Annotated in this window: 17 protein-coding genes and 1 pseudogene; 9 read left to right on the top strand and 9 right to left on the bottom strand. The window is 42.8% G+C overall.

Annotated features, from left to right (window positions below; translation table 11 throughout):
* The 5 genes from BCU91_RS20405 to hemC all read right to left on the bottom strand — a co-directional run.
* On the bottom strand, window positions 1-4,185 hold a 4,185-nt coding region (locus tag BCU91_RS20405; RefSeq protein WP_198590461.1), incomplete at its 3' end, for a retention module-containing protein.
* 430 nt (window positions 4,186-4,615) lie between these two features.
* Entirely contained in the window at window positions 4,616-5,788 is a 1,173-nt protein-coding gene (locus tag BCU91_RS11380) for a heme biosynthesis HemY N-terminal domain-containing protein (protein WP_102440239.1), read from the bottom strand.
* A complete protein-coding gene (locus BCU91_RS11375; RefSeq protein WP_157936286.1) occupies window positions 5,785-6,990 on the bottom strand; it encodes a uroporphyrinogen-III C-methyltransferase in 1,206 nt (401 codons plus the stop codon). The genes BCU91_RS11380 and BCU91_RS11375 overlap by 4 nt, the downstream gene beginning before the upstream one ends.
* Window positions 6,991-7,123: 133 nt before the next feature.
* Entirely contained in the window at window positions 7,124-7,840 is a 717-nt protein-coding gene (locus tag BCU91_RS11370; protein ID WP_102440237.1) for a uroporphyrinogen-III synthase, read from the bottom strand.
* A 5-nt stretch (window positions 7,841-7,845) separates the two neighbouring features.
* A complete protein-coding gene (gene hemC / locus BCU91_RS11365; protein ID WP_102440236.1) occupies window positions 7,846-8,775 on the bottom strand; it encodes a hydroxymethylbilane synthase in 930 nt (309 codons plus the stop codon).
* A gap of 257 nt (window positions 8,776-9,032) precedes the next feature.
* Between hemC and BCU91_RS11360 the strand changes: the two genes are divergently transcribed.
* Window positions 9,033-11,462: a class I adenylate cyclase gene (locus BCU91_RS11360; protein ID WP_241904074.1), complete on the top strand. Its 2,430-nt coding sequence runs from the start codon at window positions 9,033-9,035 to the stop codon at window positions 11,460-11,462.
* A gap of 67 nt (window positions 11,463-11,529) precedes the next feature.
* Here the strand turns inward: BCU91_RS11360 and cyaY are convergent, their stop codons facing one another.
* The gene (cyaY, locus tag BCU91_RS11355; protein ID WP_076539407.1) at window positions 11,530-11,859 is read right to left on the bottom strand and encodes an iron donor protein CyaY; all 330 of its coding nucleotides are present in this window, start codon (window positions 11,857-11,859) and stop codon (window positions 11,530-11,532) included.
* An 81-nt stretch (window positions 11,860-11,940) separates the two neighbouring features.
* Between cyaY and BCU91_RS20590 the strand changes: the two genes are divergently transcribed.
* The 6 genes from BCU91_RS20590 (at window position 11,941) to BCU91_RS11325 (ending at window position 16,710) form a co-directional block, all read left to right on the top strand.
* The gene (locus BCU91_RS20590) at window positions 11,941-12,129 is read left to right on the top strand and encodes a lipoprotein (protein ID WP_241901024.1); all 189 of its coding nucleotides are present in this window, start codon (window positions 11,941-11,943) and stop codon (window positions 12,127-12,129) included.
* A 53-nt stretch (window positions 12,130-12,182) separates the two neighbouring features.
* Entirely contained in the window at window positions 12,183-13,427 is a 1,245-nt protein-coding gene (gene lysA / locus BCU91_RS11345) for a diaminopimelate decarboxylase (RefSeq protein WP_102476048.1), read from the top strand.
* Window positions 13,428-13,472: 45 nt separating this feature from the next.
* Entirely contained in the window at window positions 13,473-14,300 is an 828-nt protein-coding gene (gene dapF / locus BCU91_RS11340) for a diaminopimelate epimerase (protein WP_102440233.1), read from the top strand.
* A 74-nt stretch (window positions 14,301-14,374) separates the two neighbouring features.
* Window positions 14,375-15,007 (top strand): DUF484 family protein, encoded by a 633-nt coding sequence (locus tag BCU91_RS11335; protein ID WP_102440240.1) that lies wholly within the window; start codon window positions 14,375-14,377, stop codon window positions 15,005-15,007.
* A gap of 69 nt (window positions 15,008-15,076) precedes the next feature.
* Window positions 15,077-15,997, top strand: a complete 921-nt coding sequence (gene xerC, locus BCU91_RS11330) for a tyrosine recombinase XerC (protein WP_102476047.1) — start codon at window positions 15,077-15,079, stop codon at window positions 15,995-15,997.
* The gene (locus BCU91_RS11325; RefSeq protein ID WP_102531502.1) at window positions 15,997-16,710 is read left to right on the top strand and encodes an HAD-IA family hydrolase; all 714 of its coding nucleotides are present in this window, start codon (window positions 15,997-15,999) and stop codon (window positions 16,708-16,710) included. The genes xerC and BCU91_RS11325 overlap by 1 nt, the downstream gene beginning before the upstream one ends.
* Before the next feature lie 224 nt (window positions 16,711-16,934).
* Here BCU91_RS11325 and BCU91_RS11320 read toward each other — a convergent pair.
* Both BCU91_RS11320 and BCU91_RS11315 read right to left on the bottom strand, forming a co-directional pair.
* Window positions 16,935-17,426: pseudogene (locus tag BCU91_RS11320) on the bottom strand (hemerythrin domain-containing protein); the annotation flags it as partial.
* Window positions 17,427-17,574: 148 nt separating this feature from the next.
* A complete protein-coding gene (locus BCU91_RS11315) occupies window positions 17,575-18,735 on the bottom strand; it encodes a kelch repeat-containing protein (RefSeq protein WP_102531501.1) in 1,161 nt (386 codons plus the stop codon).
* A 322-nt stretch (window positions 18,736-19,057) separates the two neighbouring features.
* Between BCU91_RS11315 and BCU91_RS11310 the strand changes: the two genes are divergently transcribed.
* Window positions 19,058-19,711, top strand: a complete 654-nt coding sequence (locus tag BCU91_RS11310) for a peptidase (RefSeq protein WP_102531500.1) — start codon at window positions 19,058-19,060, stop codon at window positions 19,709-19,711.
* Entirely contained in the window at window positions 19,708-20,505 is a 798-nt protein-coding gene (locus tag BCU91_RS11305; protein ID WP_102531499.1) for a PepSY domain-containing protein, read from the top strand. Before BCU91_RS11310 ends, BCU91_RS11305 begins: the two co-directional genes overlap by 4 nt.
* Window positions 20,506-20,626: 121 nt before the next feature.
* Here BCU91_RS11305 and BCU91_RS20690 read toward each other — a convergent pair whose 3' ends face one another.
* The gene (locus tag BCU91_RS20690; protein ID WP_102531498.1) at window positions 20,627-25,603 is read right to left on the bottom strand and encodes a S8 family serine peptidase; all 4,977 of its coding nucleotides are present in this window, start codon (window positions 25,601-25,603) and stop codon (window positions 20,627-20,629) included.
* Window positions 25,604-26,055 lie beyond the last annotated feature (452 nt).

The following is a 26,055-nucleotide window of genomic DNA, read 5'->3' as shown; positions in this document are numbered from 1 at the left end:
TGTACCAGCAGTATAAGTGACACCATCAACGTCAAAACTCACCACGGTTAAGCCGTTATCGATATCGCCGTCGTTATCGAGAACATTACCTTCAGCGACGGTATCTTCAGCAACAGTATTGCTGTCATTTTCAAGTACCGCAGTATCATCAACAGGCGTCACTTCAAGGGTTAATGTCGCTGTATCGCCCGTATTGGTGGTGTAAGTAATAACCGGAACTTGGCCATTCCAATTATCTTCTGGGGTGAAGGTGTAAGCACCATCTTCATTAATGATTAGGGTGCCACCATCGACAGTAACTTCTGTACCAGCAGTATAAGTGATACCATCAACGTCAAAACTCACCACGGTTAAGCCGTTATCGATATCGCCGTCGTTATCGAGAACATTACCTTCAGCGACGGTATCTTCAGCAACAGTATTGCTGTCATTTTCAAGTACCGCAGCATCATCAACAGGGGTGACTTCGAGGGTTAATGTTGCCGTATCACCAGTATTGGTGGTGTAAGTAATAACTGGAACTTGGCCATTCCAGTTAGCTTCAGGGGTGAAGGTGTAAGCTCCATCTTCATTGATGACGAGGGTTCCGCCTTCAACGGTAACTTCTGTACCAGCAGTATAAGTGACACCATCAACTTCAAAACTCACCACGGTTAAGTCGTTATCGATATCGCCGTCGTTATCGAGAACATTACCTTCAGCGACGGTATCTTCAGCAACAGTATTGCTGTCATTTTCAAGTACCGTATTATCATCAACAGGCGTCACTTCAAGGGTTAATGTCGCTGTATCGCCCGTATTGGTGGTGTAAGTGATCACCGGTACGTTACCGTTCCAGTTTTCATTTGGAGTAAAGGTATAGGTGCCGTTTTCATTTAGGACTAAGCTGCCGCCTTCGACAGACACGGTATCGCCTGCATCATGAATGGTGGCATCGCCTGCCACAGTGAAGGTGGCCACGGTTAAGGTGTTATCCACATCAGCGTCATTATCCAGTACGTTACCAGTGGCGGGTGTGTCTTCGGCGACCGTGTTGCTGTCGTTCACTAATACCGATGTATCATCAACCGGGGTGACTTCAATGGTTAAGGTCGCTGTTGAGCCCGTGTTGGTGGTGTAAGTGATCACCGGTACGTTACCGTTCCAGTTTTCATTTGGGGTAAAGGTATAGGTGCCGTTTTCATTTAGGATTAAGCTGCCGTCTTCGACAGACACGGTATCGCCCGAATCATGAATGGTGGCATCGCCTGCCACAGTGAAGGTGGCCACGGTTAAGGTGTTATCCACATCAGCATCATTATCCAGTACGTTACCGGTGGCGGGTGTGTCTTCGGCGACCGTGTTGGTGTCGTTCACTAATACCGATGCATCATCAACCGGGGTGACTTCAATGGTTAAGGTCGCTGTTGATCCCGTGTTGGTGGTGTAGGTGATCACCGGTACGTTACCGTTCCAGTTTTCATTTGGGGTAAACGAATAACTGCCATCAGCATCTATAACTAACACGCCATCATCTAATGTTACTGACGTACCAGTTGAGTATGTTTCGCCATTAATTTCAAAGCTAACTACAGTGAGAACGTCATCGGTATCGGTATCATTATCTAGAACATTACCTGCAGCGATAGTGTCTTCTGCAACAATAATGCTGTCATTTTCTGCCACAGTAGGAATATAGTAGTCTTCTGTAGAAGTTGCTGTGCCCTTAGCACCATCAGCGCCGTATCCATATACAATGCCATCAATTACAGTGTCGGGATCGTTTAATAAGTCAGTCGCATCGACATCTACTGAGAATGTACCATCAGATTGCATAATCGCTTGGTATTCTTGACCATTAATGGTCAACATAATGATACCGGTAGTGATAGAAGCATCAGCGGTCACGGTACCTGTAATTGTAATCGTGCCAGTCGCTTCATCTGGCGTCAGTATGTTATCGCCAGTGACGGGATCAATATCTAAAGTAATGGTTGTATTATCAGGAAGATCATTATCATAAATACGTAACGTAGCCTGAGTATCACCTAGTACAGCATTGGTTGGATTAGATAAGTTTATTAGCGCAAATTCAGGGCTACCTTCTACGATTAAATCATCTGTAATAGGGACGCTAATATAAGCTGTAGTTTCACCAGGGAGGAAAGTCACAGTGCCACTTACATTAGTGAAATCTTCACCGAATAAAGCGGTTAGCTCTTCTGAGCTATAATCAAGGGTAATGGTTTCTGTGCTTGGTTCACTTAACGTCAGCGTGAATAATGCAAACTCCATTCCTTCTACAACAACGGCGTAGTCAATATCGACAACAGGTAAGTCTGAACCGTTACCGTCGTTATCAAAAATGGCAAATTCTAGTTCTTCATCATAAACATTTTCACCAGTAACAATGGCATTGAAATATTCAGTTGGTTCAATAATGGCATCATCAAAAATAGGCACGCGAATTAGGATGCTATTGTTACCTGCTTCAAGGTTGAAGCTAAATATAGGTCTAGCAAGATCAGCACTTGAATCAATCCCTCCTACAGTCATGGTCTGCCACGTTAGGCCACCATCATTCGAGTATTCAAGAGGAACTAAATAATCATCAGCATATTCGGCAATTGGGTAACCGAGTTGCTCACTGAGTAATTCACTGGTGAAAGTGATGAACAGTTCTTGATCGGTTTCAAATGTGAGTTCACTATTTAAAGTGAATTGATTAAAACCAACATCTTCAAAAACATCTGGAATATTAGCAGATAGATGTGATTTATATTGATCTTGGGTCGCTGAAGTGACGTCTCTGAAGACGGTCCAATCTTCTACACGGTAATCAATACTTAGGCCTTCAAGATCGTATTGGGTAATACCTTCATTTAAGATAATGACAAAATTGCCATCACCTAAATCTTGTAAAGTCCCAATGTCCTCAAAAGCTGCGCTAAGTCTAACATTGCTAACCAATAAGTTTTGGTCGATAACCTGTTGGCCTACAGCACCTTCTAGTAAATCGTTGGCTGAGAAAGTAATTTGACCATCTAATTCATTATAGTTGTAGGTAATTAACCCACCGGGTACGTCAAGGATATCTACGGTACGTTCGTCATGTTCATCAGGGGTTCTATCGCCTGCAATGTCATCAATGGTATCTGCAACATGCTCCATTGCAATGGTTTCGAAGACATTCTGACCATCTTCTTGTCTTTCGGTATCGCGGGTAAAAATAATGCCTAACTCAGCAAGTACTTGAGATATCATCTCTTTACCTGCAGTGGCAATATTTAAAGGTTGGCCTGTGGTGGGATCAATATAATTGGCTAATGCCTCGTGAACAGATAATAAAATATTGATATTAGTGCTGTAGCTGTCATCATTATTGATCAGGCTATTGGTATTTAAAATACCGTCATCAATGCCGTCGGATAAATCGTTATCCAAGGCTTGAAGGAAAATAGCCATGTTCTCAACATAATCCATGTTGGTATCAGACAGCAAAGTGCCAGCAATATCTTGCAGGAATAAAATATCCCCTTGAATAACATCGGCGCTAAAAGTAGCAATAGTGACGCCACCGACCATGAAAGTAATAGTGTCGCCAGGAAGGTAAGCAAATGATCCCGGTGAACCCAAATCACCGGTAAAACCTGATAATCCAGAAGAGGTGGTAAAGGATACGCCATTGACAAAATTATCGGTAAACTGAGCTACATTAAAGTTGTTATTTAGCGCATCAACGCCATCATCACCTAATGAAAGACTCGCGGTTAAAATATCTGGTGCATCAAAAGAGGTATCAAAGCCTGCTGTAGCAATAGTTTCCGAGCCTTCACGAGCTAATGAAGCGAAATCACTACCACCTTGATTTGTTGCTGTCTCACCTGCTGCGGTTTCAGGTAGTTCAGCGGTTGGATCTTCACCGGATTCAATTAATGCCTGTAGGGCTTCAATCTCAGTGAGCTCATCTGTGGTCATATCTATGATAGTTTCGGCCGATAAGTTTTCAGCTATGTTGTCACCATTGAGAATAGTGCCATCGTCAAAGGTCACCACAAACGCAATGCCATCGGCTACTTGGAGTTCTGCCCCTGCAGGAATAGTATCTCCTGGAAGAATGTTTTTTGTTTCATTGTTCAACGTGAGAGTAATCTCTCCATTAGTTGAATTTAAAACACCATTTTTTGTCGTTACAACAGAACTCATGACCTTAGCTCCAATAACCCGCATTTAACCTGATATTCATAGTGTTAGCATAACTATGCATATCGAGGTATTTGCTGTTATAAGTTTGAAAGTTAAATTAACCGCAAGTTAACAATTTTAGCAGTAGCCTTACTATAGGTCAATTTTTTGACCATCTAGTTCTTCGTAATAAACTAATGAATTTAAGAGGGAAATAGAAAAGTCTTGTAAATCAGTACAACTAAGTGATTACAGGCAAATGTTAAATTTTTAATACATTAGCATTAGGTGATGTTGGTAGGCTATTCATGAGATATTTGTTGCTAGATTAGCTTGTTTCACGTAGAAAAAAGCGATAAAAAAACCTGCCAAATGGCAGGCTTTAGTGTCTAACTGATTATAGAAAGCGATTAATTCATTATGAAATTATTGCTTAACATTTGCACAAGTTTTACTCGCTAGCATTAGCCGCTTTTCGATAACTTTGTAGTGCAGCGGTATTTTCACCGAGTTGCTCTTGCACTTGTGCTAATGCCAACCAATGCTGTCGTAATGGTGATACGTCACATACTTTTGTCCAGTGCTCTTTTGCGACTTTAGTATCACGTTTTTGCATGGCTAACTTGGCTAAACACACTTGATATCCAGCATCATGCTCATGGGTTTGCTGGTAACGTTGCAGTAGTTTTCTTATTTCATCATCGTCAGCATCTAGTATGTGGGGCAAGGCCGATAAAATGCTGTTACTGGGTTCGACTTTCAAACTCTTAGAAAGCAGCTTTAAGGCATCTTTTTTACGTTCATACTGGCATAAGCCGCGAGCATAAATGGCGATGAGAGTCGGTTGACTGCGCTCTGTTTTACTAAGCCAGTGCCAACACTTCTCAAGATCTTGTTCGTTAGATTCAGTTGCAGCAGTCAATAGGGCAATATTAGTTTGTTGCTCTATATTATTAAATATCTCATCAGTAACGATTTGACGTTTTTTAATAGCAGGTAAAAGTAACTTTAATGCTTGCCAGTCACCCTGTAACTGATATAAATCCAAGGCTAATTTTAGCACTGGGGTTTTACTTTTACTGGTTGGATTGAGTAATTGTAGCTCTATTCTCGCCTCAGCTAATTGACCCTGTTGGATAAGGTAGCGAGTTTTTGAGGTTCTGGCTGCGGTTTGTGCTAGCGGATCTTCTGCCGCTTGAGCTAAATATTGATCACGGGCTTGGCTATTGTGTTGATGATGAGCAGCGCGGGCGGCGGCAAATAAATTCAAAGCCGGCAGTTCGCCTTTTGCTGCGCCTTTAGACATGGCTTTTTCAGCACTAGGCCAGTCTTCTTCTGCCAGTGCTAAGGCCCCTTGTAAGGTATGTTTTTTAGCGGCTTGTTTGCGCCAGCGATCAGGTAAATAGCGGCTATGAATAATGATATTCAGTAGGAAAATAATCAGCCATTCAACTATCTGTAGCGCTGCATAAAATAAAATTAACCCCAGTAAACCAAAGACTAAACTGGTTTCTATTTGATAATCGCCCGCCGCAATATAAATATAGCCTGTGTTGCCGATGATAAATGGGCTGATACAAAAACCGATTAAAATGATAATCACATATGCAAGAGTTTTAATCATGACTGTGGTTCCTCTGCTGGAACCAACTCACCGTAAGTAATGTGCTGCTGAAGTAATCGGGTAGACTCAAATTTTTGCTGGTTTATTTCTTCAATGGTGACCGTCATTAGTGCATCTAAAGCCCGCAGCGCTTCTTGGGTTTTATCTTCGTCTAAATCAAAGTATTGCTGGATCCACGTTCGCGCAAAGCCAACCGATTGGCGATAATTAACTTGATCATGTTGATACAGGGCTAACTGAGCTTGGAGTAATTTATTGCGGATATTTTCAACCAGATACCATTGCTGATCTGGGGCTAGTAGCGGCTCAAGATCTGTAGTGCGCTTACGAATAGTGATAAAACCATCCGTTACTGAATGCCAAGTCTTGGCTAAATTACTTTGCCAGTCATCTACTGAATCTGAGATGGCATTTTGCTCCGCCAAGTCTTCTGCTGCTTGGGCTTTAGCGCGATTCAATGGCAAGGTATCTAACTGATTAAGTATGCCATCAATAGCGTAAATGGTGCCTGCCACATCAGTGGTTTTGATGGAATTAGTTCGGGCGAGATCATTGGCAAGTGCGCGGCGTATCGGCAATAAGGTGGGATCTTTCATTGCTTCAATACGCTCATCAGCAGATGTTAATAAACTTGCTGCTGTTTTAGGGTCGTTTTCAAGAGCCAGTTTTCTAGCTGCCATACGGACTAAGTATTCAGCTTCAGATGCCATCCAGTTATTTGGATTACGCTGAGCTAGTGTAGCGACCCGTTGCTGTAATTGCTGTTGTGATTTAGCTAACTGCGCTTGTTGCTGATAAGCCTGTGAATTTTGCTGTTGCTGGGCTTCTAATACTGCAATGCGTTTATTGGGTTCTACCAGCGCTTGCGTGACTTGACTACCTATTACGCTGGTTTGTTGGTTTTGAGTTTGCAGCTGCTGTTTTTGCTCTTGCAGTTCCATCCATAGCAGATAGCTTAGGCCTATTCCGCCAATGGCAATGATCAGGCAAATAAGAATACTGAAACGCACCCACCATGAACTTTTACTACGGTGTTTTTTTTCTGGGCTAGCCTCAGAGTTTGTGGCTTGCTTTTGTGTGGTTGATGAGGGATTTTCTGACTCAGGTTCGCTCACTTTATCTGCTTCGATAACAGGAGTTGATTCAATCACATCATTGTCTGAATGAGCTTGTTGATTAGGATCTTGTTTGTTGTGTTCCATGAGCTGTCCTTGAGTACCTAGTTTGATCATCCACAGTGCGACCAAATCATTAATGCGAGCAAAAACACGATAAGGCAAAGTTACAGTTTGGCAGGATTAAACATTATCGCAAATACAAATGACTCGCTAATGATTAAACAGATAATGCAGCTAAAACAGCTTGAGTATTCGCGCCACTTGCATTGGTGACGTGAGTTAACCCGACTATTTTTGCTCTTTGCTCCACTCGATTACTGGGGACTATGATATGACATGATTGCAACCATGCAAATAACTCTTTTGGAACAAGTTTAATTAGATTCTCTAGCACATCGCCACTGGTGACGATTATGGTATCAATGCCGAATTGCTGCCACTGACTGCAAACCAAGGCTGAATCTAGCTTTGGCAGACTGCGTTGGTAGACTTCCCAGTAGCAAACATTGGCCTGTCTGAGAGTCAGTTGCTCAGCGATAGTTTCGCGGCCGCCAATACCTCTTACGATAACAATGTGTTGATTTTTAATATCGCTTAATGATGTCAGTGATAATAAGCCTTCACTGTCCTGGCTGTCTTCAGGGGCAATTTCAGGAGTGATGTTATATTGCGACAGGGCATCAGCGGTGGCTTGGCCAACGGCGTAATAGCGACAATCTGGAAATTTATCATTAAGGCTAATGGCTGCAAACTTTACCGCATTAGTGCTAATAAAAATTAAGCTGTCAGCTTGGGTGAGGGTGTTGGGGTTAATCCGGTTGTGAGTAGGTACCACAGCTAATAAAGGAGTGACCATGAAGTCGACTCCTTTCGCTTTAAGCTTATCTGCCATAGCTTGATTGCGCCCCTCAGGGCGCGACAGTAAGACTTTCATCTCGATTACTGGTTGTAAACAGCGTCTAGAATGGTTTTAGCACCGCGGCTAAGTAAATCTTCAGCCAGTTGCTCACCTAATGCAACCGCATCAGTTTTTAAACCAGTCACATTACCTTCAATGATTTGGCTGCCATCAGGGTTACCCACTAGGCCACGAAGATGTAAGCTATCGCCATCAATTTCAGCATAAGCACCGATTGGTACCTGACAGCCACCTTCTAAGCGCATATTCATCGCTCTTTCGGCAAAAACACGGTAACGAGTTTCTAAATGCTCAAGTGGCGCAAGCAATGCTTTAACGCGTTCGTCATTCATGCGGCACTCAATGCCGACAGCGCCTTGGCCATTTGCAGGTAGTGAGTCTTCAGCTGAAATAAAGCTGGCAATACGCTCATCAAGTTTTAGGCGGATAAGACCTGCAGCAGCAAGGATAATCGCATCGTAATCGCCGCTATCTAATTTAGCTAAGCGAGTACCGACATTGCCACGTAAGTCTTTAATGACGAGATCTGGGCGAGCCGCACGGATTTGACATTGACGACGAAGACTTGAAGTACCCACAACAGCGCCTTGTGGTAATTCTTCAATGGTTTTGTAAGTGTTTGATACGAATGCATCACGTGGATCTTCACGCTCACAAATCACTTGTAAACCTAGACCTTCAGGGAAGTCTACCGGTACATCTTTCATTGAATGCACCGCGATATCAGCGCGATTTTCAAGCATGGCAACTTCAAGTTCTTTAACAAAAAGACCTTTACCGCCAACTTTAGCCAGAGGCGTATCTAAAATAACGTCTCCTTTTGTGCTCATTGGTAATAGCTCTACGGTTAAATCTGAATGAATACGTTCAAGTTCTGCTTTTACGAATTCTGCTTGCCACATTGCAAGTGGGCTTTTACGTGTAGCGATACGAATAACATTTTGAGACATGCCAAAGAGTTCCATCAATAGACTTAATTGCAATAATGCTAACATTGCCAGAAAGCAGATGTAACAAATCGATAGCGATTGTTTGAACTATGCACGTAGTTTTTTTGTGATGCAGATCTCATTTGCTGGTGTATTTAAATAAAAGTGCTAACATGATCACGTTTCTACTAATTTATTTAACGCTAATCAACATGGTTTTTAACTGCGCTGCAGTATGTTGATAATTAGTAACTTAGTGCTAGTAACAGGATGATACTTTGATTCAAAAGGTTTATCGCTCCATCGAGATAGCTAATCAACTCAATCTTGTTCGATATGAACGGGTTAAATCCTTATTGTCGCCAATTCAGCAACAGCTTTTCGATATCATTCCTTATTTGATCCATCATCATAATGTGCAACTGCCCGGCAGTAACTCCGCTTTAACGCCTTTTGGGATCAGCCAATTTGACATGACACCTGCTATGGAACAGGCGCGTCACAGTCTGCATTTACCCAGTTTAGATCTGCAAGCAGCCCAGCCCAGTGCGTTCGAAGGAGTGTATTCCATGGGCAGCACCGCAAGTTTTGGCCAAAACCCTAAAAGTGATGTTGATGTGTGGTTGGTTTACAAATCAAGCTTAAGTCATGCTGATTTAGCATTAGTTACTGAAAAAACAGACCAATTGACTCAGTGGTTTGCAAGTTTTGATTTTGAAGTGAATTTTTATCTGGTACACCCATTACAGTTTAGAGAATGCAGCGCATTTGATAATTGTTACAGCTCCCTTGGCGAAGAGCACAGTGGCAGCACCCAGCATTGGTTATTATTAGAAGAATTTTATCGCTCCCATATTCGTTTGTCTGGTAAAGCGGCGGGGTGGTGGCCGGGTGCTGACGCTGATAACGAAGTGTTGTTTTTAGGCGATGTGCAATCCATGCCGGCAACTGAATATTTTGGCGCCTCATTATGGCAACTCTATAAGGGGCTCAATAAACCCCATAAAGCCTTGCTTAAGGTATTGCTGCTGGAAACCTATGCCGCAGAGTACCCGCAAGCAAATTTTATTACCCAGCAGATTTGGCAACAGTGCCTGCAAGGGGATTTTACTGAATCCAATGATGCCTATTTAATTTTATATCAGCGTATTGAAGCATATCTACTCGGGCGACGGGACACGCGCCGCCTCGAAATTGTCCGCCGTTGTTTTTATCTTAAGTGCGGTGTTAACTTAACAAATCGCTGCGTGGCCAGAGATTGGCGCAGAGATAAAATGCAGCAATTGGTTGAGGACTGGGGTTGGCCCCATAGTTTGTTAGAAACACTGGATAACAGCCAGCACTGGCATTCAGGGCAACTTAAATGGTTTAACAAGCAGCTTAATGAATTGCTACTAATCAGTTATCGCACCTTATTGGACTTTGCCTCAAAACAAGCATTAAGCGATCGCTTTAGAGTGGAAGAATTAGGGATCCTTGCCCGTAAACTTCATACTTATTTCAGTGACGATGAGCATCAATTATTACCTTTAAACAAGCTGTGGAGCGGCTCAATAATCGAGCCAAATTTAACCATTATCCATAGCCTTAAAGAGTCACGATTTTATTTATATCGCCAGCCGCATAATTCTGGGCAGCTATTGGGTGAGTCAGCCATTATTAAAGCCGACACACCCACAGCATTGATTGCGTGGGCGGTGATGAATGATATTTCTACTGCGGACACTCAGTGGCAAGAGTATGGCCGCAGTAAACACCGTAAAGCCCGCTTGACTCAATTGGCATTAAGCCTTAATCCGTTGATGACGGCGACAAGCAAAGTCTCCAAAGCTGAATTGTGTCAGCCATTTTTTTATAAAAAAATTATTGTTGTGGCCAATCTTGATAAAGACCCAACCATCAAGTGGCAAGGGCAAGAGATCATGATTGATTACATGAACTCCAATGTTTTTTCCTTAGGCAAAAAACAGCAAAATATGTTGTCTACCATTGATATCATTTGTCTCAATAGTTGGGGCGAGTGGCAGTGTCATCGTTTTAAAGGTCCATTGGGATTATTAGAGGCGCTGTCTTTTGTTGCTATAGGCTTAAAATGTAAACCTGAGCAAGTAGAAATTAATATTGTCGCCTGTGCCCAGCGGCTGAAAAAACAATTACATGATGCGCTGCAGGGGATTTTTTCTCAATGCGTCAAATACTGTTATGAGGCGCGCACTTTCTCAGGGTTAATGCATCCGTTACAGCTTGGCGGCCATCGTTATGGTTTATATTTTAATCCCATGGGTTTGGTGTATAACCTCTTGGGTGATGACGCGGTTAAAGCTGGGCCGATAAAAGTGCAGCGTTTTAAAAAGCCGCAGCTGAATGCGCCAGCTGCCATCATCAAAGCTGATCCCTACGGCGGTATCCCCAATGTGATTAAGTTGTATATTTCCAAAGGGGCAAAGCAATACTTTTTACGCCAGCGACCTGATGTTTTAGATGTGTTTATTATTGATGAAGCAAACGAGCTTAAACATCAATTATATGAAAATATGTCGATGCAGGAGTTGGTGGAAAAAGAAAGCCACAGCTTTGCGTTTGAGCAGGGGGTATCATCACAGCATTATTTTAATATGCCGCAATTTTTTAAATTAGAAAGAATAAACGGTGAGTTAAACGTGGTGCCATTTGGGGTGATGATAAATGAATTGAGTTCAGACTTCTAAACCCAATTCAGTTTTGCTGACATTATCACTTTAGATATCGACAATTTGAGCTAGTACACCTGAGGGATTAAATCGCCAGCGAAATACCGCTTTGCTTTTTAATCGACTCAATCACAAACGGCATGAATATATTGTCATTACGCTCATCAAACCACTTTCCATCAACTAACGCAAAGTGATAACCACCAAAGCGAGTCGCAATCCAGAGCTCATGTAACGGCTCTTGTTTATTGATGACGATTTGCGAACCATCTTCAAACTCAAGCTGTAAAACATTACCACTGGCATTGATGTCTACATCGGCATCTTGCTCGTCAATAGCAGCTTCAATGGCATTTTCTATCTTGCTGAACATCTCATCTGCCAATTGATGAAACTCTGTATCTGTCATAGCCATGCATTTCAATCCTTGTGCTTTCTAGGTTATGAATGCGATTATAAGGCTATAACTCCCCAGATGCATAGAATGTTGAGAAAAATGAGACTGTTTTTATTCGTAATGCTTGCTAGCCTATCCATTATAGGCTGCGGACAAAAAGGCCCTTTATATAAAACTCCTGACGCAGAAACCAATCAGGAACAGCGAAAACCGCCAGAGTCTACCCTTGAGGAAAACCAAGTTAAACCTCAGACTCAGTCTCAACAATTGCCTCAAAAGCTAGGTTAAAGCCGCCTTTATCGCATAAAAGTATTACAGAATAATAAACAAGGAATCGCATAGTGGATCATTTTATTTATCAACAAGACAGCTTATTTGCTGAAGGCTGCTCAGTAGAGCAATTGGCTCGTGAGCATGGTACGCCGCTATATATTTATTCGCGCGCAACCTTAGAGCGCCATTGGCATGCCTTTGATAATGCCGTGGCAACGCACCCTCATTTAATTTGTTATGCCGTTAAAGCTAACTCTAACCTTGCGGTGCTGAACGTATTAGCACGTTTAGGCAGTGGCTTTGATATTGTTTCTGGCGGTGAATTAGCCCGGGTTATTACCGCTGGCGGCGACCCTAAAAAAGTGGTTTTTTCTGGGGTTGGTAAAACAACGGCGGAAATGGAACAAGCACTGAATATTGGTATTTATTGCTTTAATGTTGAATCAAGCGCTGAGCTTGAGCAACTTAATGAGGTAGCTGGCCGTTTAGGTAAAGTGGCCCCAATATCATTGCGAGTTAACCCAGATGTGGATGCCGGCACTCACCCGTATATTTCTACCGGGCTTAAAGAAAACAAATTTGGTATCGCCATGGATGAAGCTGAGCAAGTGTTCGCTCGCGCCCATAGTTTGCCTAATCTAGATGTTAAAGGGGTTGATTGTCATATTGGCTCACAGTTAACTGAAATGCGCCCGTTTTTAGATGCCATGGACCGAATGCTAGCGCTAATTGACCGCTTAGCAGTGCAGGGCATTGAAATTAAGCATTTCGATGTCGGTGGTGGCTTAGGGGTGACTTATGATGGTGAAACTCCGCCGCATCCTGATGTGTACGCCGCCGCCTTACTTGAGCGCTTGGGCGATCGACCACTAAAATTGATATTTGAACCCGGGCGCGCCATTGCAGCTAACGCCGGCATTTTTGTCACTCAAGTGTTGTCATTAAAAGAAAACAGCGATAAGCGCTTTGCTATTGTGGATGGCGCCATGAACGATCTCATTCGTCCGTCGTTGTATTCAGCTTGGCAAAACATTATCCCTGTTAACCAAACTGCGGCGCAAACCTTTGCTTATGATGTGGTCGGCCCAGTCTGTGAAACCGGTGACTTTTTAGGTAAAGACCGTCAGTTAAATGTGGCAGCAGGTGACTTTTTAGCTGTACGTTCAAGTGGGGCATATGGCTTTGTGATGGCATCTAACTATAACTCTCGTCCACGTGTGGCAGAGGTCATGGTCGATAAAGATCAAAATCAAGTGATCCGTGAGCGTGAAAAGATTGAACAATTGTGGCAAGGTGAACATATACTGCCGTAATAGTTTATCAATACGTTCATAATAGTTCGATAAAGGAAGACACTTTTGATCCAATTCACCAAGATGCATGGTCTAGGTAATGATTTTATGGTGGTTGATGGCGTAACACAGAATGTGTTTTTTTCGCCAGATCAAATTCGCCGATTAGCCGATCGTAACTTCGGGATCGGTTTTGATCAGCTGCTATTAGTCGAGCCGCCTTACGACCCAGATTTAGATTTTCATTACCGCATATTTAATGCAGATGGTAGTGAAGTTGAGCAGTGTGGCAATGGCGCCCGCTGCTTTGCGCGTTTTGTGCGTAACAAAGGGTTAGTCAATAAATACAAAATCCGCGTTAGCACCAGCTCAGGTAAAATGACCCTGCGCTTAGAGCGTGATGGCAGCGTTACCGTGAATATGGGCGTGCCTATCACAGAGCCCAGTAAAATCCCATTTCGGGCCAAACGCAGCGAAAAAACCTATTTATTAACAAGTCCCAAGCAAACGTTTCTTTGTGGTGCCATTTCTATGGGCAACCCCCATTGTGTATTAGATGTGGATGATGTTGCCACTGCAGAGGTGGAAGAAATTGGCGCTATGCTGACCCGTCATGAGCGTTTCCCTAAAGGGGTTAACGTTGGCTTTATGCAAGTGGTTAATCGTGGCCATATTAAGCTTAGAGTCTATGAGCGCGGCGCAGGTGAAACATTGGCTTGTGGTACCGGCGCTTGTGCTGCAGTGGCCATTGGGATTTTGCAAAATAAGTTAGATAACCAAGTTAAAGTTGACTTACCCGGTGGTAGTTTAAACATTAACTGGGAAGGTGAGGGCAAGCCGTTATGGATGACTGGACCTGCTGAACATGTATTTGATGGACAAATCCAGTTATGACCGATGTAATTAATACCAAAAAAATGCTCGCCCAAAATGCCAAAGCAGCAGCTGATTTGGGCGCTGACTTAAGCATGCCGACATTATCGATGGAGGATTTAGCCATCGATGAGCACCTGATCCGCGAGTATTTGCTGCAAAATCCAGAGTTCTTTAATCGTTACCCTGAATTATTGCTGGCGATGCGTTTATCTCATCACGAACGCGGCGCAGTGTCATTGGTCGAGCGCAGGCAAGAAATGCTGCGCACCCGAGTTACCCAGCTTGAAGAAGAAATTACCTCATTAATGAAGATAGCCACCGAGAACGAGAAAATTTTTCGCTTTAATCGGCAGTTATCCTTAGACATTCTAAAGTGTGAAGATTTAGGCCAATTAAGACAGTTGGTGTCACAAAGCCTTAAGCAAGAGTTCGGCTTTACCCATGTAAGGCTGATAACCGTGCATGATATTGACAGCGAATTGGCTAAGATTTGGCGTCAGCGTATTCAGCAAGGTTATTATTTTGGCCGCTTAACCCAATCAGAGTCTAAGCGTTTATTTGGTGGCGAAGTCGGCTCAGTAGCATTGACCAAGCTGTCAGATGAAAATGGTCAGGTGATTTTTGGGGTTGCATCAGCTGATGCGGCGCATTTTCATCCGGATATGGATAATTTGTTTTTTGAACAAATACGCGATTTACTCGACCATATGCTGCCGAAATTTTAAATGTCACAACTTTTTTAAGCTTTAACATTACTGTTTTAGCTTTATCATGATCTGCTTGGAGGTAGTGTTATGAGTCAGCTAAGTTGGTTAGCCTCATTTGAACGCTACCTTATTTCAGAGCGACAATTATCCCCCTATAGTGTGCGCAACTATTTGTATGAAATTAATCGTGCCAGCAAAATAATATTTACTCACAATGAGTTAACCGAGAATGATGATTCATGGTTAGCGGTAAGCCGTGAGCAATTACAAGCCGTTCTCGCCAAACTTCACCGTCAAGGCTTAAGCCCGCGTTCTTTATCACTGTGTTTATCTTCCCTTAAGCAATTTTTTGAATTTTTAGTGCGTGAGCAAGTGATTGATGCCAATCCAGCTAAAAACCTCAATGCCCCCAAGCAAGCTAAGCCTTTACCAAAAAATATGGACCTAGATGCGGTTACGCATTTATTGGATATTGATGCTAGCGACCCCTTAAGTAAACGAGATAAAGCCATTATGGAGCTGTTTTATTCCAGCGGCTTACGTTTAGCAGAGCTTGCGAGTTTAAATATTCACGATATTGATTTTCAGCAACAGGAAGTCAAAGTCATGGGTAAAGGCAGTAAACAGCGGATTGTGCCTGTGGGTAAAATCGCTCTTAGCGCATTACAAACTTGGCTTGATTCGCGGGCTGAAATGCCATCAGCTGACGCGGGTGATGCGCTATTTATCAGCCAACAGGGAAAACGTTTATCACACCGTAGTATTCAACTGCGGATGAATAAATGGGGTCAGCAGCAAGCATTATCTGCAAAAGTTCACCCGCATAAATTGCGCCATTCCTTTGCAACGCATATGCTTGAATCAAGTGCTGATTTAAGAGCGGTGCAAGAATTGCTGGGTCATGCCAATCTGTCAACGACCCAAATCTACACCAGCCTTGATTTTCAGCACTTAGCGAAAGTGTATGATGGCGCTCACCCTAGAGCGAAAAAAGCCAAGGGGAAATAATGAAACAATACCTAAGACTGAAACCGTTTAAAGCCATTAGTTTTGATTTGGATGACACCTTGTACGACAACGTGTCGCACATTATTAAAGCGGAAGCTGAATTATCACATTTTATGCAAGATAACTTTAAAGCGCCGTTAAATTGGGGGATCTCCCAGTGGCGCTTGTTGAAATCTCAGGTGATTGCAGAGCACCAAGAGTTGGCCCATGACACCACCGCCGCCCGTTATGAAGTGTTACGCCAAGGCTTACTGCAATGGGGTTATAGTGAAGCACAAGCTAGCCAAGGTGCCCAAAAAGGGATGCAATGTTTTAGCTTTCATCGTAGCGATTTTAAGGTAACGGAGGAGGTATTGAGTTGCCTTGCCAACTTAGGAAAGCACTTTCCGTTAGTGGGTATTACTAATGGTAATGTGGATGCAACGCGCATTGGTCTTGATGACGTATTGCAATTTGTGCTGCATCCTGGACACGGGGTTAGGATGAAGCCCTACAGTGACTTATTTGATCTCAGTTGCCGCCATTTAGCCATCAAGCCTAGTGAGTTACTGCATATTGGCGATCATACAATCAGTGATGTGTTAGGTGCCAGAAAAGCGGGTTGTCAAAGTGTGTGGTTAAATCATCAAGCGAGTGACAACAGGCAAGCTAAATATATTTTACCCCATATTGAAATCCATCAATTAGATGATCTTACAAGCTTGTTTGGCTAATATTTTTAGCAATATCTATTTGTAAAAGAGTTTATTTTAACTCCCTTACTTTGAACTGTGTTTTTCAAATTATAAGTGCCTTAACGGGCATTTTTTGGCTGCTTTTGGCGAAAAATAGCCAAAAAAAAATGGTTCTGCTGGGGAGCAAGAACCATTAAACATGATGAATGTTAAATTGGAGCGAAAACAATGATGAAACTGGGATAAAACAAATCTGGCTCTATTTACAGTGCTAATGCCGCTGGAAATAATAGGTTATTTTCAATATTAATATGGGTCTGTAAGTCTGCATCAAACTCAGCAAGTGTCTTGTAACACTTCTGCCAAGTACTACAAGCGCCTTCAGGAGCTTGATAGTTTTGGGTTAATTCTCGTAATTGTTGCAAGATGGTGCCAGCATGGTCATGCTCGTGTTCCATGGCATTGATTGGGTTACCGATATGACCAAAGCACCCGTTCACTTCCAAGCCATCACCTAAACGTCTCATGGCAGGAAACAAAATTTGTTCTTCCTTCATAAGATGTGGCATTAAGTCTGAAACCAAGGCCTGTACAAGGTTAGCTAAAGGCTGAATTTCTGCATGGTCGCTAGCATGTGCTTGCACCATTCTTTGGGTGTATTCCACCAGTAAAGGCGCCGTTTCACGTACATATTGATGATGAGTCACTTCAATATAATCAATGAGTGATGCGAGGGGCAGTGCCTGTAATTGCTCAAAGCTTGAAGCTGTGGTCATGAATATTCCAAAGATGCATATAATTTACATGCATATTATATGCATCTTTAAGTTGCTCAATACAAGCACCATAAAAGTGTTATCTGGATCACGTTTTATGGCGCAATATGTCTCTTTATGAGTACTGCTATTGAGTGCAACCTTGATCAGTTTTTAGCGGTGAGCTCAACACAAGATTACTGACTTTTTGCTCGCTCACCATGCCGCCAATTCTTAGCAGCTTATCTTGATGACAAATGAGGCCGCGATGATCCATTGAGGGTGTTGCAAGCCTTATTGGGGTAAGCCAGCTGTTGCTAGCAAAGTCGAAGCTATATTGATATTGCTGTGGGGTACTGGGAGCGCCGTTATAACCGATACCACTATAATTGTATGGGTTGTCACTGCCACCAATAAAGATGGCGTAGCCTGCTTTGTTATTGTCTCTATCACTGTCTTTATTGCTATTTTTATTAGAGCCTACACCTGTTGCCGCCATTCTATAATGCGCAATAGCAGGCTTGTTCATGTCACTTTTTGCCGTCTTAGCAACAGAATAATGTGGCAGTAATTGCCAACTAATTCTTAAATGATTCTCTGGGTTCAGTTCACCATATAAACACACGGGTGATGATGCATAGCTGCGACGTTTACCTATATTAGCCTGAACTTTCACACCATCGCACAAGACAATTTTATTGTTAACCATGGCCACCGCTTGACCAAACACCGCCGGGGCAGGTATCGGACTTGCCTGAGACCAAGTATCGGTTTGAGTGTCATACACTTGCACTAAATTAACATTGCCGTCGTTGTGCCAACCACCAAATAAATATACATAGCGTTGTTGGTAAACACTGGCAGCCGTGTCATCAACAGCGACGGGCATGTCGGCAATACGTTGGTACTCATTAGCGCTGATGTCGAAACGGTAATTATCGACAGTGCTAATTTCCTCATGATTTTTAGCCACAGTGTAGCCACCAAAAACATAAGCTTGATCATCAACACCCACAGCGATTGAGGCTAATCTGCCAGCCAAAGGCGCGACAAAAGGAACATCTTTAATGGGCTGCCATTGGTTATTGGGACTCGATAAATCAAGCGCCCACGCTTTATTATGCACCGCGAGATAATCTTTTGCTTCAGCAAGCCCGGTAAAACTCAGTAAATACTGGGCATTATCTGTAGTGACTTTGGCGATGGCATTATTTGAAACTGACTCAGGCAAGGGCGCATAGGTTGCAAAAGCAATCGGTGCAGAAATGATTAATAAGATAGCCGAGTTGAGTTTTAAAGGCAGTTTCATGTAAATCCTTTTGTGGGTTAGCACTGTATTTATTAGTGTAGCGAGCAGTGTAATTATTCGTATGGTAAGCAGTATTTTTTTCGGTATATGCAAGCATACTTTACACAAAATAAAGTATCGAGCGAAGCCTTGATAAGAAACTATCACAATTAAATTTCTATGAAAATTAAGGTGTTTCAGGTAATTTAGACGCTTATTATTTAGTGAAAATTAACTGTATTCGCACCATAAATTAAAATAATAACAAGGGTAACGACAAATTTTGATTATCCATAAATCATATAGAAAAATATTCTCAGCCCACTTTCTCCATCGGTGGCTAATGCTGGTGCTGGCGATTCCCATCATCATATGGAGCGTGACCGGTAGCTACTTTGTGTTGATGGATATTGGCTTTATTCGCAGTGATCATGTGGTTAGCAAAGTAGAAGTTATTGACCCTTCTCAAGTGCAATACTCGGTAGGTAACGTCTATCAAAATTACCCTAAAGCCCAGCAAATATCCCTTAAAAGCGTGCTTAGTAAAGCGGTTTATCAAGTCAATTTAACAGATGATAAGCTGCTCATCGATGCGCAAACGGGTCAGGTACTTGAACGCTTTAATGAGCAACAGGCACGTCAAATCGCAGCTTTATATTTACCATCGGTTTCAGCGACCCAATTAAGCTCCATTAGCCTTATCGAACACAATGCACCAGCTGAGTTATCTGCAAGGCATCTACCTGTGTGGCGAGCTGAGTTTGATGATATTGGCATGACAACCCTCTATATATCCGCTAAAAGTGGCGATGTGGTAACCCGCCGACATGAATACTGGCGCTTGTTTGACTTGTTTTGGAAGTGGCACATCATGGATTATAACGACGGTGAAGCCATTGATAATCAGTTACTCTTTTATACTTCAATAAGCGCATTTATCGCTGTTTTTTCTGGCCTGATGTTAGTGTGGCAACGCCGAAAGAGGTATGTGAAATGAGTGCTAAATCGAGCGTGAGAACAAGTAAAATACCAGGCAAGAAAGCCAAGCGGTTACAGCATTTGATCCGAGTCTGGCATTACTGGGTAGGCGCGTTAGTTAGCCTACAATTTTTGATTTGGCTAGGGACTGGTATTTACTTTAATATCACCCCACACGAGGCGCTAAAAGGCATGGCATATAGTCATCATGCTGCCCATGAAGACTATAATTTCAATGCTGCAGAACTAATAACGGCAAAGCAAGTACTGACAAACCATCCGAATCAACAGCAATTAGCACTCATATCATTGGACAGCAATCCCGTGTATTTACTGACTGAAACCGCAATGCGTTATAAACATGAGTGTCAGCAGCAAACCTTAGTGAATGCCTATAGCGGTGAAGTGATTCATATTGACCTATCGTTAGCAACCACGCTGGCCATCGACAGTTATAGGGGGCCTGGCAGCGTTATCAGTGCTAATAAACTTAAGCCGCCGATTAGCGAGTGGCCTAAAGAATGCAATCCCTTATGGCAAATCAACATGGATGATGATCTTGAGACACGAATATACATCAATGCCATTAATGGCCAGTTAATTGGCCACAAAAATAGCGACACTGAACTGGCAGATTTGATGTTCAAATTACATTTTATGGATTACTTACATCAAGGCAGTTTCAATAATCCTTTCAGTTGGTTTTTTGGCTTAATCGGCTTGTTTTTATCACTGTCAGGTTTGTATTGGGTGGGAGAGAACTTAGTGAATAAGCGTTATAAATTAACGCGGTTCTTAAAGGTTAAAAGCTGAGTTTAAGTGTAGTTATTTTCATGGTTTAATAAAATCAAACTAAAAAGAAGGCCCTCATCAGAGGGCCTTTCTCATAGGTATTGTTTGCTTAACATGCCTATATAATCGTGAAGCTTAATATTTAGTGAAGCTTACGGCGACGACCAGCGAATAAACCTAGTACACCTAATGCTAAGAAGCCTAAGCTACCACCGCTTGATTTTTTCTCTTCAACAACAGGAACTTCAGGTGCTGGCGCTACAGGCTCTACGCCATCAGAGTTAACCGTTAGCTTAAAGCTGGTGGTTGCTTGATCAGACGGGTAAGCCATATCATGCACAGTTACAGATACCATGGTTTCACCAAACCAGTCAGCATCAGGGGTAATCGTGATGCTATCACCTTCAACTTTAGCAGTGATGTTATCACCTGCCACCATAATGCCATTGACTGTGCCTTTAAGGTCAGCATAGACAACATTCATTGTAAGAGAGCTATTCTCTTCAATTACTTGGTCTGTAAAACCTGCAACTTGAATATTACTTGCTGATGAAACCGTATGGGATACCGTCACTAACTCTGAATCAGCGTATTGACTGCTAACCGTTACTGCATTATCCATTCCAACAGCTGCAGCTGATACACGGGCAGAGAAGCTAACCGTTAATGCTGAGCTTTCAGGGCCTTGATAATCAGCACAAACTAGCATGCCTTCAGCCACTTTTTCATCAACGTTATTGTAGGCAAAACCGTCATTGTACCAACCACCGACAGGCTGGTAGGTGCCACGCTCACCGTAATAACCATGTAGACCAATTGAACCAAAATGATCGTTAGCCGTTTGCAGCGCTTGATAACCAAACATGATTTCATGGGCACCAGGGGCAAAATCTAACTTAGTTGAGATAATGGTTTCAACATCAAAGTAAGCTGATGCATCTGGGTTACGGTTACCGGTAAAGCGGTTATTAATTTCTGCACCACCTTTCCACTGGAACACATAATAATCATCAACCACAGCACCATATACTAGGTTAGTGACTGCGCCGATATCTTCACGGAATGCCACTTCTGGCATCATCACATCACCACGCCACAATGGGGCAACCATAGTGTCAGGGAAGCTTTGGAACACATCATTAAACTCATAATGGTAATTATAGAAATCTGGCATTTCGTCAAATTTCACATAACCAAATGGTGAGATTTCAAGTAAGTCATGCAGCATGTCTTGCTCTGCACCGTATAAAGGTACGTGAGGTAAATCATTCGCTGACATTGGAATACTCAAATATTGGTTAGAGTAGCCAGTAATGCCTAAATCAGAGAAACCAAACTCACTTGGTACATCCACAAAGGTGTCACTCGCGCCCTGCATTTGCGCAGGAATACGACACGTCGCATCCTCTAGACTCGTGGTAAACACATAGTGACGTGGGGTATCTAATGACGAAGGTTGCACAGTATTAAAGGCAATGGTATTACCATCAATTGTCATGTCTTCAGTGTATTGTGGTAAGCCAGAAACCTGAACGCTGTCTTCAATTAACTGGAAGCCTGAAGCGAGTTCAGTACTTAAGGTTAACTGACGCTCACCACCTAACAAGTTAGGCGCTAGGCTGACTTCAAACTCAACAATATCACCGGCCTTGGCACTAGTATGGCTTGCTTCAATTTCGGTGTCGCTACCGTCATGAATAAGCTGTACTGGGATATAACCTAAGTTATCATCGTTATAGCTGTCGCTACCAATTCCCACATAACCATAATAAACATCGCCCTCTACAGCATCAGCTAAATCATAGTTTAACTGTACGCGGTAAGGGTCCATGCCATTTGATGAATCTGGGCCAACGGCAGTCAGATTAGCGTCATCTTGATCACCGATGATAGCTAAAGCGAAGGTCATATTATCAGCAAGGTTAGCTGCATCTTCATAATCATACTTATAGTTAGAGCCATAAGCCCAGTAAGTTCCTGGAGTTGGATTATTGATGGCGCAGTAATCGTTGTTATCAATACGAGAGTAACAAATGGCTTCTTCATTCCACTGGATCTCACCGTCGTTATTGACATCCATACCAATATCGATTGATGCATAAGCATTATAGTCAGCTTTAACCACTTCCCACACGATACGCTTAGTGCCTTCTGGTACGTCAAAGAAGTTAACCACTTGACCATCATCAATACGTGATTGCGCGGTATTGTCTAAGTCGCGCACATCACTGCGCTGCATTTGCACATCAAAAAGTTCCGCTTTAACTAAGCCATTAACGCGGCTATTAAAGGTTTGAATTTCTTCAGTGGTGATTTCAGGGGTTAAAATATGCCCTTGTTGGCGGTGGATATTACCGACCACATTTTCAGGCATACTGGTACCACTGTAGCGAATGCTAACCGGTAAATGTTGCATTGGCATATCCGTGCTTGCAGGGGTAATAGTCACATCACCTAGTAAGCGTAGAGATGATGAATCTGCACCCGGTGCTTGAACTTCTAACACTGTTGCTGTGAGCATGATGGCTTGAGTTTCGCCTTTGCTAAGGCTAAATGTCTTAGGCGACACTTCAAGCGACAGCATATCTGCGCCATCCATTGCCAGCGACTCAGCATCCACAGTCCAACTGCCATCAGCTGTCGCGGTAAATGTACGCATCATGGTACAAGTGCCACTGCAGCTTTCATTGTAAAAATATGGCACGTTTAGGGTGTTAACTGTGCCGCCATTTTTAGGGTTAGCCGCGCGGTAGTTATCACCGGTTTCATCCATGATTAAACCCGCTTTAAATGCGCGAGCAACGTTAATCACGCCACTACCTGCATCACTAAAGCCTGCTGGCTCTAAATCAACAAAGGGGTAAGTTTCAACCGTGCGAGTCACTTCAGCTAAATTCGCAGTCATCATTAATGCTGACTGAATTTGTGCTGGTGTCCAACTTGGTTGTGCTTGCTTTAATAATGCCATTGCACCTGCAACATGGGGCGCTGCCATTGAAGTACCACTAATGGTGTTGTAGTCACCAGGTACACCTACACCAGAAAACGGCATTTCATCAGCCCATGCCGCATAAATATCAACACCAGGAGCGGCAAGGTTTGGTGACATGACTTCAGGGTTATCAAAGTTATGTCCACGAGATGAGAAGTCAGCTAACGCATTAGGCACACGTTCAGTCGTCACCACATTTGAAGCCGTGATGGTTAACTGATGATCACTGCCTTTAGATAACCAGCTTGATAAACCAAACCAGTTAGTTGAAGCATCACCATAATAACCACTATAAGGCAAGTGAATACCGGGGATCACATAAGGGTCGTTATTAACCGACTCTGTAGAGCTGGCGTTACGTAAAATAAAACCACCTGCACCGCCTTCGGCTACGTTAATGGCTTTTTGTACACGAGCGATATCACCACGCTTACAAACTACAATTGGCGCAGTGTCATATGGAATGCCTTCAGGAGAGTTATCAAAAAAGCCTGCTGGGAAGGCTTCATTACATTTTTCATATTCCCAGCCGTAGGCTGTTGCTTCAACCACAGGGCCTGTATAACCTTCGGTAATCCCGCCGCCAACAAGTTCTGGTAATTCTTGTTCACCACCTGTCGCGCCAGTAAGCATTTTACCTTCAACACTAAACTCACGTGTATGAGTGGTTGCTGCAACAGAGGTCACCCAAGGGGATAAGTGATCAATTGCGCCGCGGCGTACATTTGCTTCAGAAGGGTCAAAAGAGTTACCCGCTGAGGCTGATACCGAAATACCGGCTTCTCGTGCTGCTAAAAAGGCCATCTCCATTGGGTCTTCCCATGGGAATGCGCCATAAGCAGTACCAATTGAGTAGTTAATCACATCTACGCCATCGGCGACTGCATCTTCAATACCCGCAAGTAATGCAGAACCAGGGCAGCCGGTATAATTATTAAAGCTGCCGTCACCTGGGTGACACACTTGGTACATAATGACGTTAGCGTGCGGCGCGACACCTGAAATACGCGGTAACATTAAGTCCGTTGGCTTGCCGTCACTGGTTACGCCAACATCAGGCACCATATAGGTACTATCTAATATGATATTACCGGCAGCGGTTGAAGCAGTATGTGAACCATGGCCGTTGTAATCTTCGCCATTAGCAGGTCTTAATGGGCCTTCGATTTCCCACCAGCCTTTATCAGGTTGAAAACTTTCATCGCTATAAGTGTCGGTAATCACAGGGTAAGAGCGCACACCAATAAGCTTGTCATTACACATGCCGGCAAACTCTTCAAGCTCACAGTCGCCTAAATAGCCAGCATAACGCGACGGTAATTGATGTACATAGCCATCATCGCCTTGTGCTGCAAACGATTCATGGTCGGTGTTAATCCCGGTATCGAGCACGCCTACAACAATACCTTTACCGGTAAATTCTTCGCCAGTGACTTCACCGGTCCAAAACTTGTCAGCGCCGATATGCTGTGGACCCACATCAGTTTGTAATTGGTAGATGATTTCACGGGTCACACTGACAACACCAGATAAGCCGGCAACGCTTGCTGCTTGATCTTGAGTCATACGCATCGACATACCGTTAAAGGCAAGCTGATAGTTAGCGATAGTTTTAGTGTTACCTACCAAGCTGGTAATTTGCGAGCTTACGCTAGCTTGTTTTTCACTAAGGTAACTACGATATGATTGTACATCGGTACTATTGATATCAACTTTATCATGCAGCTGTGGGCTTAATGCCGCCGGGATTTTACTGGCTCGAGGAGTCGTAGCATTTAATCCAGCAACACCGCCTTGATATAATGAAACTGGCTTGTCAGATAACTGAATAATATAAGTTTGCTCACCTTCAACATCATCTTCATAAACAAAGGGAACTTTTTGATCAACACTTGAAATAGCACGATGAACATTACGTCCATTACTATTTCGAGTTTGTGTCACTACCTCTCCAGATAAACGATCTTTATTTTTATTGTCGTTATATTGCTTAATTGCATCGGTAATAACTATAGGCTTAATATTGGCCGAGTATGCACCATCAGCATTGGCGCTATCAGCACTCGCTCCGGCAGCACCCGCATAAATGGCCGCTAGGGTCATTATATGAACTTTGTTCAGTTTCATTGTCGTTTCTTCCGTTATTATTTGTGAATGCAAATTTTTTAACAAATTTGTCACATGAATATTTAACGTGTATTTGCGTTAGCGGCCAATGCATTTTATGAATCAACTGATAGTTTTTGTGAAAAACAATAAAGGCTAGCGATCAAATCATAAAATAAATAAGCTTAAAAACCAATGGTTTGACTTTTTTTAGATAAAAATATCAGCTATATAAGAGATTAAATGGAGTGAATTGAGTTTACTTGGCGCCTATGGTGATACAAAGTGAAACAGTCACTACAGGGTGATTGTTGTGATTATTAGGCTAATTGAACTATCGCCATTAGCTTTACTAATAAAATAATAACAATGGTACATTTTTACTGCTAAATAGCGTTAAGTATCTTTATAGCTAGAGATAATAATTTATTTAATAGTTGGCTTAATAGTTAGTGTTTTATGTTATTTGATAA

Origin of the sequence: Shewanella sp. 10N.286.52.B9 (assembly GCF_002873635.1) — a bacterium.
Taxonomy (GTDB): Bacteria; Pseudomonadota; Gammaproteobacteria; order Enterobacterales; family Shewanellaceae; genus Shewanella.
The sequence above is the reverse complement of the archived record's forward strand: the minus strand, read 5'-3'. Positions and strand labels throughout refer to the sequence as shown.

Coding starts and splice junctions, on each gene's coding strand:
- BCU91_RS11380 (WP_102440239.1), bottom strand. CDS start 5,788: ATGATTAAAACTCTTGCATATGTGATTATCATTTTAATCGGTTTTTGT.
- BCU91_RS11375 (WP_157936286.1), bottom strand. CDS start 6,990: ATGGAACACAACAAACAAGATCCTAATCAACAAGCTCATTCAGACAAT.
- BCU91_RS11370 (WP_102440237.1), bottom strand. CDS start 7,840: ATGAAAGTCTTACTGTCGCGCCCTGAGGGGCGCAATCAAGCTATGGCA.
- hemC (WP_102440236.1), bottom strand. CDS start 8,775: ATGTCTCAAAATGTTATTCGTATCGCTACACGTAAAAGCCCACTTGCA.
- cyaY (WP_076539407.1), bottom strand. CDS start 11,859: ATGGCTATGACAGATACAGAGTTTCATCAATTGGCAGATGAGATGTTC.
- BCU91_RS20590 (WP_241901024.1), top strand. CDS start 11,941: ATGAGACTGTTTTTATTCGTAATGCTTGCTAGCCTATCCATTATAGGC.
- BCU91_RS11335 (WP_102440240.1), top strand. CDS start 14,375: ATGCCGACATTATCGATGGAGGATTTAGCCATCGATGAGCACCTGATC.
- xerC (WP_102476047.1), top strand. CDS start 15,077: ATGAGTCAGCTAAGTTGGTTAGCCTCATTTGAACGCTACCTTATTTCA.
- BCU91_RS11325 (WP_102531502.1), top strand. CDS start 15,997: ATGAAACAATACCTAAGACTGAAACCGTTTAAAGCCATTAGTTTTGAT.
- BCU91_RS11315 (WP_102531501.1), bottom strand. CDS start 18,735: ATGAAACTGCCTTTAAAACTCAACTCGGCTATCTTATTAATCATTTCT.
- BCU91_RS11310 (WP_102531500.1), top strand. CDS start 19,058: ATGCTGGTGCTGGCGATTCCCATCATCATATGGAGCGTGACCGGTAGC.
- BCU91_RS11305 (WP_102531499.1), top strand. CDS start 19,708: ATGAGTGCTAAATCGAGCGTGAGAACAAGTAAAATACCAGGCAAGAAA.
- BCU91_RS20690 (WP_102531498.1), bottom strand. CDS start 25,603: ATGAAACTGAACAAAGTTCATATAATGACCCTAGCGGCCATTTATGCG.